The sequence below is a fragment of the Actinomadura darangshiensis genome (genome assembly GCF_004349235.1).
Classification (GTDB): Bacteria; Actinomycetota; Actinomycetes; order Streptosporangiales; family Streptosporangiaceae; genus Spirillospora; species Spirillospora darangshiensis.
Window position 1 is genome coordinate 12,098 of the sequence record NZ_SMKY01000008.1, and the last position, 12,807, is coordinate 24,904.

15 protein-coding genes are annotated in these 12,807 nt (G+C 72.5%); 5 read left to right on the forward strand and 10 right to left on the reverse strand.

Features of this window, described 5'->3' with window-relative positions; translation table 11 throughout:
- Positions 1-26 precede the first annotated feature (26 nt).
- The gene (locus E1293_RS03310) at positions 27-740 is read left to right on the forward strand and encodes a GAF and ANTAR domain-containing protein (protein WP_243715980.1); all 714 of its coding nucleotides are present in this window, start codon (positions 27-29) and stop codon (positions 738-740) included.
- A gap of 268 nt (positions 741-1,008) precedes the next feature.
- Positions 1,009-1,254 (forward strand): hypothetical protein, encoded by a 246-nt coding sequence (locus tag E1293_RS03315; protein WP_132193644.1) that lies wholly within the window; start codon positions 1,009-1,011, stop codon positions 1,252-1,254.
- Here the strand turns inward: E1293_RS03315 and E1293_RS03320 are convergent.
- From E1293_RS03320 to E1293_RS03350, 7 genes are all read right to left on the reverse strand, one after another.
- Positions 1,238-2,407, reverse strand: coding sequence for a geranylgeranyl reductase family protein (locus E1293_RS03320; RefSeq protein ID WP_132193646.1), 1,170 nt, complete (start codon positions 2,405-2,407; stop codon positions 1,238-1,240). The genes E1293_RS03315 and E1293_RS03320 overlap by 17 nt on opposite strands.
- Positions 2,407-3,042, reverse strand: a complete 636-nt coding sequence (locus tag E1293_RS03325; RefSeq protein WP_132193648.1) for a dienelactone hydrolase family protein — start codon at positions 3,040-3,042, stop codon at positions 2,407-2,409. Before E1293_RS03325 ends, E1293_RS03320 begins: the two co-directional genes overlap by 1 nt.
- The gene (locus tag E1293_RS03330; protein ID WP_132193650.1) at positions 3,039-3,458 is read right to left on the reverse strand and encodes a CBS domain-containing protein; all 420 of its coding nucleotides are present in this window, start codon (positions 3,456-3,458) and stop codon (positions 3,039-3,041) included. Before E1293_RS03330 ends, E1293_RS03325 begins: the two co-directional genes overlap by 4 nt.
- A gap of 50 nt (positions 3,459-3,508) precedes the next feature.
- Complete coding sequence (locus E1293_RS03335; protein WP_132193652.1) at positions 3,509-4,417, reverse strand: PAC2 family protein; 909 nt, start codon at positions 4,415-4,417, stop codon at positions 3,509-3,511.
- A 79-nt stretch (positions 4,418-4,496) separates the two neighbouring features.
- A complete protein-coding gene (gene cbbX / locus E1293_RS03340) occupies positions 4,497-5,447 on the reverse strand; it encodes a CbbX protein (RefSeq protein WP_243715981.1) in 951 nt (316 codons plus the stop codon).
- Positions 5,444-5,872 carry a ribulose bisphosphate carboxylase small subunit gene (locus tag E1293_RS03345; RefSeq protein WP_132193654.1) on the reverse strand — a complete coding sequence of 143 codons (429 nt, stop codon included), beginning with the start codon at positions 5,870-5,872 and terminating at the stop codon, positions 5,444-5,446. The genes cbbX and E1293_RS03345 overlap by 4 nt, the downstream gene beginning before the upstream one ends.
- Positions 5,872-7,305, reverse strand: a complete 1,434-nt coding sequence (locus E1293_RS03350) for a form I ribulose bisphosphate carboxylase large subunit (protein WP_132193656.1) — start codon at positions 7,303-7,305, stop codon at positions 5,872-5,874. Before E1293_RS03350 ends, E1293_RS03345 begins: the two co-directional genes overlap by 1 nt.
- Positions 7,306-7,511: 206 nt before the next feature.
- On the opposite strand from E1293_RS03350, the gene E1293_RS03355 reads away from it, so the two are divergent.
- The gene (locus E1293_RS03355) at positions 7,512-8,417 is read left to right on the forward strand and encodes a LysR substrate-binding domain-containing protein (RefSeq protein WP_132193658.1); all 906 of its coding nucleotides are present in this window, start codon (positions 7,512-7,514) and stop codon (positions 8,415-8,417) included.
- On the opposite strand, the gene E1293_RS47250 is transcribed toward E1293_RS03355, so the two are convergent.
- The gene (locus tag E1293_RS47250; protein WP_165978060.1) at positions 8,374-8,550 is read right to left on the reverse strand and encodes a hypothetical protein; all 177 of its coding nucleotides are present in this window, start codon (positions 8,548-8,550) and stop codon (positions 8,374-8,376) included. The two genes, E1293_RS03355 and E1293_RS47250, sit on opposite strands and share 44 nt — an antisense overlap.
- Positions 8,551-8,705: 155 nt before the next feature.
- On the opposite strand from E1293_RS47250, the gene E1293_RS03360 reads away from it, so the two are divergent.
- On the forward strand, positions 8,706-9,884 hold the full coding sequence (locus E1293_RS03360) for a saccharopine dehydrogenase family protein (RefSeq protein ID WP_132193661.1): 1,179 nt from the start codon (positions 8,706-8,708) through the stop codon (positions 9,882-9,884).
- Here E1293_RS03360 and E1293_RS03365 read toward each other — a convergent pair.
- Together E1293_RS03365 and E1293_RS03370 are read right to left on the reverse strand one after the other, a co-directional pair.
- Complete coding sequence (locus E1293_RS03365; protein ID WP_132193663.1) at positions 9,856-11,007, reverse strand: GAF domain-containing sensor histidine kinase; 1,152 nt, start codon at positions 11,005-11,007, stop codon at positions 9,856-9,858. The two genes, E1293_RS03360 and E1293_RS03365, sit on opposite strands and share 29 nt — an antisense overlap.
- Complete coding sequence (locus E1293_RS03370) at positions 11,004-11,660, reverse strand: response regulator (RefSeq protein ID WP_132193665.1); 657 nt, start codon at positions 11,658-11,660, stop codon at positions 11,004-11,006. The genes E1293_RS03365 and E1293_RS03370 overlap by 4 nt, the downstream gene beginning before the upstream one ends.
- A gap of 180 nt (positions 11,661-11,840) precedes the next feature.
- Between E1293_RS03370 and E1293_RS03375 the strand changes: the two genes are divergently transcribed.
- Positions 11,841-12,785, forward strand: coding sequence for a phosphoribulokinase (locus E1293_RS03375; RefSeq protein ID WP_132193762.1), 945 nt, complete (start codon positions 11,841-11,843; stop codon positions 12,783-12,785).
- Positions 12,786-12,807: the final 22 nt, after the last annotated feature.

Sequence of the window (12,807 nt, forward strand, 5' to 3'; positions counted from 1 at the left end):
ACATGCTGGAGCGACGACTAGGTGAGATGTTCGTTGAACTGGCCGATACGCTGGTCGCCGGATTCGACGTCATCGAGCTCCTGCACTCGTTGTGCGAGCGGTGTGTGGAGTTGCTGGAGGTGGACGCGGCCGGTGTCCTGCTGGCCGACACGCGCGGCGCGCTGACTTTGGCGGCCGCGTCTACCGAGCAGGTCAGGCTGTTGGAGCTGTTCCAGTTGCAGGACGAGGAAGGCCCGTGCCTGGACTGCTTCCACAGCGGCGTCCAGGTGGCGTCCAGCGATCTCGGGGTGGAGCCTCAGCGCTGGCCCCGCTTCAGTGCCGCCGCCCGCGACTGCGGGTTCACGGCGGTGACCGCGCTGCCGCTGCGGCTGCGGGACGAACGGCTCGGCGCGATGAACCTCTTCCGCAGCGACGCCGGGGCCTTGGACGAGGAGATGGTGAGGGTCGCCCAGGCGCTCGCCGACGTGGCGGCCATCGGGATCGTGCACGAGCGGGCCTTCGGGCGCAGCGAGCTGGTCGTGGAGCAGCTGCAGGGTGCTCTCAACAGCCGTACCGTCATCGAACAGGCCAAGGGCGTCCTTGCCGAACGCGGACGGATCGATGTCAGCGACGCGTTCGCGGTGATGCGCAGCTACGCCCGGGACAACAACCGGCTGTTGTCGGAGGTCGCCCGTGCGGTCGTCCTGCAGGCGCCCGAGGTCGCCGACATGCTCTCGACGAAGACTCGGTCCGACTCCTGAACCCCGGCATCTTCGCCAGGACTCCGCATGAGGGCCTTGCCAGGCCTGGCGCCGAGACTTACGTTGTGCTTTACGGGCCTATGCCTGCCCCGCTGGCGTAACGCGCTTCGATCGGCGGGGCGGGGTCCTGACGGATCGGCCACCCCGGACCCTGGTGGCACGTCGTCCCTTCGACGCGCACCCGGGAGCCATGATGACCGTTCCACGCCCGTCTGCACCGCGATCCGCGCCGCCCCCCGATTCCGTCGCCGTCCCTGACGAGGGCGACGTGCCCGAGGACCTGGGCGCCTTGGCTCTGCGGTCCCAGAGCCGGTCCGACGACCGGGCGGCGAGCATGCTCGAGCAGATGGCCGACTCCGACCCGCTGATGCGCGGCCACCACCTGGCGGCGGCGGCACGGTTCCGGCAGCGCGCCGGCCTCTGCCGGGACCAGGTGGACGATCAGCACCCCGTCCCGGCGGACGACACGGATGGCGACGGTGCGGTCTCCGGAAGGGTCAGGACGCGGGGGTGAGACGGGTCAGCGCGGCGGCCAGCCGGTCGGAGGCACCGCGGCCGCGCGGCGCGGGCAGCCCGCCGACCGCCTGGAGGGCGAAACGCATCAGGGATGGGTGGGAGAGGCCGTGGCGGGTGGCCAGGCGCATGATGCGCGGGTCTTCCAGGGCTCGGGTGAAGGCGCGGCCGAGGGTGAAGGGGCTGCCGTTCGCGCGTTGGACGGCGTCCGGGTAGCGGCGGAGGACGTGTTCGGGGAACGGGGAGTGGAACGCGGCGGTTATGACCTCGGCGGCGATGCGGCCCGCCTCCAGGGCGTAGGCGATGCCCTCGCCGTTGGACGGGTTGACCATGCCGCCGGAGTCGCCGGCCAGGAGGCAGCCCGGCAGGTAGTGGGGGCGGCGGCTGAAGCCCATCGGCAGGGCCGCGCCGCGTAGTGGGCCTTCGGCGTTCTCCTCTGTGAAGCCCCAGGTGGTGGGCAGCGAGGCTAGCCAGCGGGAGCACAGGCTGTGGTAGTCGGGGTGTTGGCTGCGCAGGAGGGCGACGCCTACGTTGCAGGTGCCGTCGCCCATGCCGAAGACCCATCCGTATCCGGCGGGCGCCAGGTCCAGCCAGACTTCGAGGTGGGCGTCGTCGTGGCGGGGGCTGCGGAAGTAGCGGCGGCCCGCGATTCCGATGGGACGGTCCCGGCGCGGGCGCAGGCCGAGTGCGACGCTGAACCGGGACGAGGCACCGTCCGCCGCGATGACCAGGCGGGCCTTGTGCGTCTCGTCGGCCGTCCGTACGCCCGACACCCGGCCGTTGGCCAGTAGCGGGGCGGTGACCTTGGTGTTCTCCCGCAGGGTCGCGCCGGCGGAGACGGCCTGGCGCGCCAGGATCTCGTCGAAGTCGGCGCGGGTGCGGGTCAGGCCGGTGCCGGACGGCCACGGCAGTTCCAGGGTGCGTCCCGCGCCGATGAGGCGGATGCCCTTGTTCGGGAACCAGCCAGGGCCGGAGGTGTCGATGCCCAGAGAGTGAAGCTCCTGGACGGCCCGCGGTGTCAGCCCGTCCCCGCAGATCTTCTCGCGCGGGAACGACGTCTTCTCCAGGACCAGGACGTCGAGCCCCGAACGGGCGAGGTGGTTCGCGACCGAAGATCCCGCGGGGCCGGCGCCCACCACGATGACGTCGCGCATCACAGATGCCGGTTGAACCAGTCGGCGGCCTGCATGGTGACCTCCTCCAGCGCCCCCGGCTCCTCGAAGAGGTGGCTCGCGCCGGAGATCACGTGCACCTCGGACGTGTCGAGCTCCTTGCGGGCCCGCTCGTTCAGCTCCAGTACCTCGGTGTCCCTGCCGCCGACGATGAGCAGGACGGGCGCCTGCACGCGGGCGAGGCAGGGGCCCGCCAGGTCGGGGCGTCCGCCGCGGGAGACGACCGCGGCGATCGTGGGGCGGGCGGCAGCGGCGGCGAGGGCGGCAGCGGCGCCGGTGCTGGCGCCGAACAGGCCGATGGGGAGGCCGGCGGTGTGCGGGGCCGATTCGAGGCCCTCCGTCAGCCTGTCGATGGCGCCGATGAGCCGGAGCGTGAACAGTTCGATGTCGAAGCGGAGGGTGGCGGTGACGCGGTCGACCTCGTCCTCGTGCTCGGTGAGGAGGTCGATGAGGAGGGTGCCGATCCCGGCGGCGTTCAGGCCGCCGGCGACGGCGCGGTTGCGGGGGCTGTGCCGGGAGCTGCCGCTGCCGTGCGCGAAGAGGACGACGCCCGTGGCGCCGTCCGGGATGGCGAGGTCGCCGGCGAGTTCGGCGTCCGGCAGCTTCAGCGTGATCATGTGTTGGGCGGTTCCGCGCTGATGTCGGCGAGGGCGGAGCGCTCGTCGCGCTGGACGGCGAGGTCGCCGATGGACACCATGCCGATGGGCCGGTCGCCGTCCACGACGGGGACCCGGCGGACGGCGTGCCGCCGCATCAGCCGCACGGCCGCCTCGGCGTCCTCGTCGGGCGCGACCGTGATCATGTTGGTGCTGCAGATGTCGGCGACGGTGGTGCCGGACATGTCGCGGTGCGCGGCGACGGCGCGGACGACGATGTCCCGGTCGGTGACGAGGCCGCGCAGCCGTCCCTCGTGGACGACGAGGACGTCGCCGATGCCGTGCTGCCGCATGAGGACGCCGATCTCGACGAGGCTGGTGTCCGGCGACACCGCGACGGGCACCGGCGTCATCACCTCGTTCACCTTCTGGGCCATGCGAAACTCCCCCTCGGGGCGTCGCCTACCCAGCGGCGGACGGGATATGTCTACCCGGCCGGGTCGGGCCCCTCCCGCTCGGCGAGGAACTGCTCGAACTGGGCGCCGAGCTCGTCGGCGGTGGGCATGTCCTGCGATTCGGCGAGCAGGTTGTCGCGCTCGGCGGCGCCCGCGAAGGCGTCGTACTGCTGCTCCAGCGCCTGGACGACCTTCTCGACCTCGTCGTTGCCGTCCACCTGCTCGGCGATGTCGGCGTCGGTGGCGGCGGCCGCGTCGCGGAGCCGGTCGACGGGCAGCACGAGCCCGGTGGCGCCGACGACGGCCTCCAGCGCGGCGACGGCGGCGGCCGGGTAGGCGGACTGGGCCAGGTAGTGCGGGACGTGCACCGCGAACCCGACGGCGTCGCGGCCCGCCTCGCCGAGCCGCAGCTCCAGCAGCCCGGCGGCGCTGCCGGGCACCTGGACCTTGTCGAACCAGGAGTTCCGGGTGATCAGCTCGGGCCGGGTGGCGTGCGCGGTGGTGCCCACGGGGCGGGTGTGCGGCACGCCCATCGGGATGCCGTGGAAGCCGACGACCAGTTCGACGCCGAGCCGCTTCACGAGGTGCAGCACCGCGGCGGTGAACCCCTCCCACAGCCGGTCGGGCTCCGGCCCGGACAGCATCAGGAACGGGCTGCCGGCCTCGTCGCGCAGCAGCCGGACGACCAGTTCGGGCTCCTCGTAGGACGCCCAGTGGTCGCGGTCGAACGTCATCGGCGGCCGGCGCGCCCGGTAGTCGATCAGCGAGTCGGCGTCGAAGCGGGCGATGACGCGGTGCTCAAGTGACTCAAGGAGGTGCTCCCGCACGAGCTGCCCGGTGGACCCGGCGTCCACGAAGCCGTCGAGGCTGTGCAGCAGCACCGGACCCGTCATCTCCGGCAGGTCGGCGTCGAGCTCGTACAGATCCTCTGGGTTAAGCAACTTCTCCCCCACCTCCGCATGTCCTATGGCCAACATTAGGACATGCGGAGCGGAATCCCCGGATCGGACGTGACACCGGTCACGTGAACACGCGGCTGTTCAGGAAGTCTTCAGGGTGGAGGGTGGTGAGGGCTTCGCGGTCCACTTCCGCGCCGGCGGCGAGGAGCCGGTTGGCGTGGCGGAGGCGGGCGCGTTCGATGGCGTTGCGGACGGACCGGGCGTTGGCGAAGCGGGGCTGGGCGCGGCGCCGGGTGAGGTAGTCGCGGAAGACCGGTTCGGTCTCGGGGGCGAGGCCGTAGCCCTCGCGGTCCATCATCAGGCGGCCGATGGCCTCCAGCTCGTCCGGCTCGTAGTCGGGGAAGTCGATGTGGTGGGCGATGCGGGAGCTCATGCCCGGGTTGGACGTGAAGAAGGAGTCCATGCGGTCCTTGTAGCCGGCGAGGACGACGACCAGGTCGTCGCGCTGGTTCTCCATGACCTGGAGGAGGATCTCGATGGCCTCCTGCCCGTAGTCGCGTTCGTTCTCGGCCCGGTACAGGTAGTACGCCTCGTCGATGAACAGGACGCCGCCCATCGCCCGTTTCAGGACCTCCTTGGTCTTGGGCGCGGTGTGGCCGACGTACTGGCCGACGAGGTCGTCGCGGGTGGCGGAGACGAGGTGTCCGCGCCGGATGTAGCCGAGGCGGTGCAGCAGTTCGGCGAGCCGCACCGCCACGGAGGTCTTGCCCGTCCCCGGGCTGCCGGTGAAGCACATGTGCAGGTTGGGGCGTCCCGAGTCGATGCCGAAGCGGGCCCGGACGCGGTCGACGAGCAGCAGCGCGGCGATCTCGCGGATGCGGGTCTTGACCGGGGCGAGGCCGACGAGTTCGGCGTCGAGGGCGTCCAGGACGGAGTCGGCCTGGGAGTCGGAGCGTTCTTTGGCGAGGTCGACGCGGGCGCCGGGAGGGAGCGGCTCCCCGGTGGCGGCAGCTTGGGAAGAGTCCACCGGGGAGCCGTTCTGGCGCATCCCGAAGCCGGGGCGTTCGGTCAACGTCCCGCCCCGTAGCGGTCGCCCTCGGGACGGTCGAGCGCGTACGGGTGCATCGTGTACCGGACGCGCCGGTCGGACGTCTCGGTGCGGTCGAGCCGGAAGCCGGGCTCCTCGGCCGGGCGCTGCACGATGAACTGGAGGGCGGTCGTCTGCCGTCCGTAGCGGGCGTCGTAGGCGTTCAGCCGGATGTAGTGGCCCGGGTAGGCCTTGCGGCACTCGTTGACCTCGTACAGGACGCCGGCGGGGTCGGTGAGGTCGAACATCGGCAGCCCCCACATCTCCCAGTAGGAGTTGCGCGGGTGCGGGTCGTCGGTGAACTCGACGGAGCACGGCCAGCCCTGGTCGAGCGCGTAGGCGACCTGCTTGGTGATGTCGGCGTCGGTGAGGTCGGGCAGGTACGAGAAGGTGCCTTGGGTGATCCGCATCAGACGCTCACAGGTGTTTCGACGACGTCGGGCGTGTCGGTGGATTCGTAGGTGAAGGTGATGTCGCCCCAGGTGGAGAGGGCGATGTCCAGCTCGCGGCTGTGCTTGGCGGCGGCGCGGAGGATGTCGGGGCCCTCTGCGAGGTAGTCGCGGCCCTCGTTCCGCGCCTTGATCATCGCTTCGAGCGCGACGCGGTTGGCGGCGGCGCCGGCGGAGATGCCCATGGGGTGGCCGATCGTCCCGCCGCCGAACTGGAGGATCGAGTCCTCGCCCAGGTAGTGCAGGAGCTGGTGCATCTGCCCGGCGTGGATGCCGCCGGACGCGACGGGCATCGTCCCAGGCATCGACGCCCATTCCTGGTCGAAGTACAGGCCCTTCACTGGGTCGGCCTCCACCTTGTCCAGGCGGAGCGTGTCGTAGTAGCCGCGGACGCTGTTCGGGTCGCCCTCCAGCTTGCCGACGACCGTCCCCGCGTGGATGTGGTCGACGCCCGCTAGGCGCATCCACTTGGCGATGACGCGGAAGTTCACGCCGTGCGACTTCTGCCGCGTATAGGTGGAGTGCCCTGCGCGATGCAGGTGCAGGATGACGCCGTTCCTACGCGCCCACTTGGCCATCGACTGGATCGCCGTGTAGCCGATGGTGAGGTCGATCATCACGATGACGCTGCCCAGGTCCCTGGCGAATTCGGCGCGCTCGTACATGTCCTCCATCGTCGCGGCGGTGACGTTGAGGTAGTGGCCCTTCACCTCGCCGGTCGCGGCCTGCGCGCGCTGGACGCCCTCCATGCAGTAGAGGAACCGGTCGCGCCAGCGCATGAACGGCTGGGAGTTGATGTTCTCGTCGTCCTTGGTGAAGTCGAGGCCGCCGCGGAGGGCTTCGTAGACGACGCGTCCGTAGTTGCGGGCCGACAGGCCGAGCTTGGGTTTGACGGTCGCGCCCAGGAGGGGACGGCCGAACTTGCCCAGGTACTCGCGCTCCATGACGATGCCGTGCGCCGGCCCCTGGAACGTCTTCACGTAGTGGGTGGGGATGCGCATGTCCTCCAGGCGCAGCGCCTTCAGCGCCTTGAACCCGAAGACGTTCCCGATGATGGACGACGTCAGGTTCGCGATCGACCCTTCCTCGAACAGGTCGAGGTCGTAGGCGATGTAGGCGATGAACTGGTTGTCCTGCCCGGGGACGGGCTCCACCTTGTAGCACTTGCCCTGGTAGTTCTCGTAGGACGTGAGCCGGTCCGTCCACACGACCGTCCAGGTGGCGGTGGACGACTCCCCCGCGACGGCCGCGCCGGCCTCCTCCGGCGGCACGCCCTTCTGCGGCGTGATCCGGAAGGCGGCGAGGATGTCGCTGTCCTTCGGCTCGTAGTCCGGACGCCAGTAGCCCATCTCCGCGTAGGGGATCACGCCCGCCGACCATCTGCCCGCGCTCATCGCCGCTCTCCTTCAGCCGAAGCCCGACCCGGGACGCGGCGCCGCGCCCCGGTGGAGGACGGCATGTCCCAGGGGGTGGGGCGGAGCGCCGCGTCCCGGTCCACGTGGAACCGTGACGGGTCGAGCTTCACCTTCCGACACTTGCGATGTCCATCAAGTGTTCTACGGTGACTCTTGAGCATTCACTTGACTGCGGAGGCCAGGACGTGACCGAGGCGCGGCTGCGGACGTTCGTCGCGCTCGCCGACACCGGCTCCGTCCGGGCGGCGGCGCGGCGGCTGTACGTGACCGAGTCGGCGGTGTCGGCGGCGGTGGCGGCGCTGACCCGCGATCTCGGCGTCCCGCTCGTCCGGAAGGCCGGGCGCGGCATCGGCCTGACCGCCGCAGGGACCGTGTACGCCGGGTACGCGCGGCAGGTGCTCGGCCTCCTGGAGGAGGGGCGGGCGGCGGCGCGCGGCGCGGCCGATCCGGGACGCGGGCCGCTGCGGCTGGCGGCCGTGACGACGGCCGCCGACCAGCTCCTTCCCGAGTTGCTCGCCTCATTCCGGACCCGCTGGCCGGACGTGGAGCTGGCCCTGGAGGTGGGGCCGCGCCGCCAGGTGTGGAGCAGCCTCGCCGCGCACGAGGCCGACCTCGTCCTGGCCGGGCGCCCGCCCGCCGAGGCCGCGGCGACCGTGCTGGCCAGGCGTCCGAACGAGCTGGTCGTCGTGGGCGCGCCGGCGCTCGCGGACGGTTTCGCCCTCGCCCGCACGCCGTGGGTGATGCGCGAGCCCGGGTCGGGGACGCGGGCGAGCGCCGACGCCTACCTGGCCGAGCGGGAGGCCGCGCCGCCCCGGCTCGTCCTCGGCTCGAACGGCGCGGTGATCGCGGGCGCGGCGGCCGGGCTCGGGGTGGCGCTGGTGTCGCGGGACGCCGTCGGCGCGGAGCTGGACGCGGGCCGCCTCGTGGTGATCGGCGCGCCGGGGATGCCGCTGGACCGGCCCTGGCACGCCGTCGCCGGCGCCGCGCCGACCCCGACGACGCTGCTGTTCGTCCGGCACCTGCTGGACGCGCCCGGCTGGCGGCCCGCTACGGCAGGCTCCACAGCGGCACCGACAGCAGGCCCAGGCTGACCGCGATCAACGCCATCGCGACGGAGCGTCCGCCCTCGTCGCTCTGGACGGTCCCCTTGCGGATGACCAGCACCAGGAAGAACGCGAAGAATCCCGCGGCGACGACGTCCATCGCCACGGCGAGCCCGGTCACGCGACCACCATCCGCATCATCGGAGAAACCTTAGAGGAGTGCGGTCCCGCACAGTGCGGTCCCTCACAAACGCGTCCCGTTACATCCGCCCGCCCCTGGACACGACAGAATCATATTCGGAACCCCTGCGATCCACCACCGCGGAAAGGGGCATCATGACCGCCGACCGCCCGTACGACATCGTTCTGTTCGGCGCCACCGGCTTCACCGGCGCCCTCACGGCCGAGTATCTGGCCGAGCACGCCGATTCCGGGACGCGCTGGGCGCTGGCCGGACGCAACCAGGCGAAACTGGCGGCCGTCCGCGACCGGCCGGCGAAGCTGAACCCGGCCTGCGCCGACCTTCCGCTGCTGCACGCCGACACCACCGACGCCGCATCGATCGAGGAGATCGCGCAGTCGGCGCGGGTCGTCATCACCACGGTCGGCCCCTACGTCAAGTACGGCGAGCCCTTGGTGGCGGCGTGCGCGCGCGCCGGCACGGACTATGTCGACCTCACCGGAGAGCCCACATTCGTCGACCGGATGTACGTGAAGTACCACGAGGAGGCGGTGCGCAGCGGCGCCCGCATCGTGCACGCCTGCGGGTTCGACTCGATCCCGCACGACCTCGGCGCCTACTTCACGGTCAAGCAGCTCCCCGAGGGCGTCCCGCTGCACGTCGAGGGGTTCCTGCGCGTGCGCGGGGACGCGTCCGGCGGCACCCTGCACTCGGCGGTCGGCATCTTCGGCGACGCCGCGGGGATGATGCGCGCCGAACGCGAGCGCCGGCGGGTCGAGGAGCCTCCCGCCGGCCGCACGGTGCGGATCTCCCGCCGGCCCGCCCCGAAGGCCCGCATCGGGGACGGCTGGACGCTCCCGCTCCCCACCATCGACCCGCAGATCGTCGCCCGGTCGGCCGCGGCCCTCGACCGCTACGGGCCGGACTTCTCCTACGGCCACTACATCGCCGTCAAGCGCCTCGCCACCGCGGCCGGGATGGCGGGCGGCGCCGGCGCCCTGCTGGCGCTCGCCACGCTCCCGCCCACCCGCAACCTGCTGCTGCGGATGCGCGCGTCGGGCGAAGGCCCGTCCGAGGAGCGCCGTGCGCGCAACTGGTTCAGCGTGAAGTTCGTCGGCGAGGGCGGCGGCGAGCGCGTCGTGACCGAGGTCGCGGGCGGCGACCCCGGCTACGGCGAGACGGCGAAGATGCTCGCCGAGTCGGCGCTGTGCCTCGCCCACGACGACCTGCCCGCGGCGTCCGGGCAGCTGACGACGGCCGCGGCGATGGGGGACGCGCTGATCGACCGCCTCGTCAAGGCCGGCATCACCTTCCGGGTCCTCGACCCGGCGTGACCCGGCGGCGGCCGGGGATGGGGATGACGGCCTCGACGGTCGTCCCGGCGCCGGGGCGGCTCGTCACCGCGACGCGTCCGCCGAGCAGCTCGGCGCGCTCCCGCATGCCGCGCAGCCCGTAGGAATCGGGACGGCGGCCCCGCGCGAGGACGTCCCGGATCGAGAAGCCCGCCCCGTCGTCGGCGACCGTCAGCCGGACGCGGTCGGACGAGTGCTCCAGCAGCAGGTCGACGTGGTCCGCGGACGCGTGCCGCAGGCTGTTGCCGACCGCCTCCTGCGCGATCCGGTACAGCGCGGTCTGCACGTGGTCGGGCAGCTCGTCCTCGAGCTCGCCCTCGACGGTCACCGTCACGTCGATCGCGCCGGACGGGGCGCCCGCCTCCCGGGCGAGGGTGGCGAGCGCCGCCGAAAGGCCGAGGTCGTCCAGGACGGGCGGGCGCAGCCCCCCGATCGCCGCGCGGGTCTCGGCCGCGGCCAGTTCGCACAGCCGCCGCGCCATCATGATCTGCGCCAGCCCCTCGGGATGGTGCTCGGGCAGCGCCCGCTCGGCCGCCGACAGGTGGAAGCCCAGGCTGGCGAGCCGCTGCGCGATGCCGTCGTGGATCTCCCGGCTCAGCCGCGACCACTCGGCCTCCTGCGCCTCGACGGCCCGCTCGGCGAACCGCTCGGCGGCGTGCTCGCGCTCGCGGGCCGTGCGCAGCCGCCGGCACGACGACAGCACCGGCGCGAACAGCCCGGCGAGCGCGGTGACGAGCGCGAGGTCGTCGGGCGGGCACGGGCCGGCGGACCGGACGTCCACGACCGCGATCACGATCCCGTCGCCGTGCACGGGGATCGCGGCGCCGCGCCCGTCCGGGTGCGGGCGGGAGCGGCCGTGCGCGGCGACCCAGCCGGCGTCGCCCTCCCCCAGCGGGACGGGCGGGCGGCCCGGCCCTTCGAGGACGCGCTCCTCCTCGTCCAGGACGTACACGTCGCAGAACGTCAGCGCCCGCGCCGACCGGACGACCAGCTCGGCCAGCCTCTCGGCCATCGGCGGCAGCTCGCGGCCCGAGCAGGCGACGTCCGCGATCCGGACGAGGAGGTCGGTCCCCCGCCCGGCGAGCAGTTCCAGCGGCGCGGTCACCGGAACAGGCCCTCGCGCAGCGCGACCGCGATCGCCGCCGACCGGTCGGTCACCTCCAGCTTGCGGTAGAGGGCGCGCAGGTGGCTCTTGACCGTCTCCTCGCTCAGCACGAGCCGCGCCGCGATCGCCTTGTTCGACAGGCCGCCGACGAGCAGCGACAGCACCTCGCTCTCGCGCTGGGTGAGCCCCCGGTTGGCGCCGGGCCAGAACTCGCCGCGGGTGAGCCGGGCCGCGGTCACCGCCATCCGGCCGGCGAGGGTCGGGTCGACGACCGTCTCGCCCTGTGCGACCTCCTCCAGCCGCCGGACGAGCTCCGGGCCGTCCACCCGCTTGAGCAGGTAGCCGCCCGCCCCCGCGCGCAGCGCCTCGAAGACGTACTGCTCGTCGTCGTACACCGACAGGAACACCACGCGCGCCTCCGGGACCCGGCCGGTGATCAGCCGGCACAGGTCGAGGCCGCTCTCCGGGCCGAGCCGGACGTCCAGCAGGACGACGTCCGGGCGCAGCGTGGTGACCAGCCGGGCCGCCTCGTCCCCCGTCCCCGCCTGGCCGACGACGCGCACCCGGCCGGCGAACCCGGCCAGCATCGCCTGCAGCCCGGCGAGGATCATCTCGTGGTCGTCCACCAGGACGACGCGTACGGGGGCACCCATCCCGGCACGATAACAACAGAGGCTACTCGCCAGTAGCCCCCGCCCGGCGGCGCCTCCCGCCGGTTCACCCCCGGTCTCCCCTGATTGGGGGACGACCGGCCCGCCGGGCCCGCCTACGCTGCACTACGAAAACTGAATTCCGCAGGACGGAGGAGCCAGGTGCCCCATCGGATCGTGCATATGCTCCGGGCGCGCGGCGCGGGCCGCCGCCCCGTCATGCTCGCCATCGCGGGGGACAGCGCGGCGGGCAAGACCACCCTGACCAAGGGGCTTGTACGGTGTCTCGGGGCCGACCGGATGACCGCGGTCTGCGTGGACGACTACCACCGCTACGACCGCGCCGAACGGGCCGGCAAGCCGTTCACGGCGCTGCACCCCGACTGCAACCACATCGACATCATGGAGCAGCACCTCCAGCTGCTGTCGATGGGCGAGCCGATCCTCAAGCCGGTCTACGACCACGCGACCGGCGAGCTGGTCCGGCCGGAGCTGGTCGAGCCGCGCGACTTCGTGATCGTCGAGGGGCTGCTCCCGCTGCACACCCGGCTCGCCCGCGCCTGCTTCGACATCACCGTCTACCTCGACCCGCCCGAGCCGCTGCGGCACTCCTGGAAGGTCCGCCGCGACTGCGAGAAGCGCGGGTACGACCCCGAGCAGGTCATGGCGGAGCTGGCCCGGCGCGAACCGGAGAGCGCCGCCTACATCCGGCCGCAGCGCAAGCACGCCGACATCGTCGTCCGGTTCGCGCCCGTCGCGGGCCGCCTCGACCCGCCCGGCACCCCGCTGTCCGCCGAACTGCTGCTCCGCCCGACGATCGACCACCCCGAGCTGGCGGACGTCCTGGACGGCGGCACCGGCGACGCCGGGACCGCCATGCACCTGCGCCTGCACCGCGACACCGACGGCCGTCCCGTCGACGCCCTGCACGTGCACGGGTACGTCTCCCCCGAGGAGTCGCAGGTGGTGAAGAAGGCCATCTGGGAGCGCCTGGGCGCCGGCACGGCCCCACCCGACCAGAACGCCCTGGGCCGCCTAGGCGAAGGCGACACCAGCGACCCCTTGGCGATCACCCAGCTACTCCTCCTCTACCACCTGCTGGACGCCGACCACCGCCAAGCCGCCTGACGCACGTTGACTTGGGCTCCGC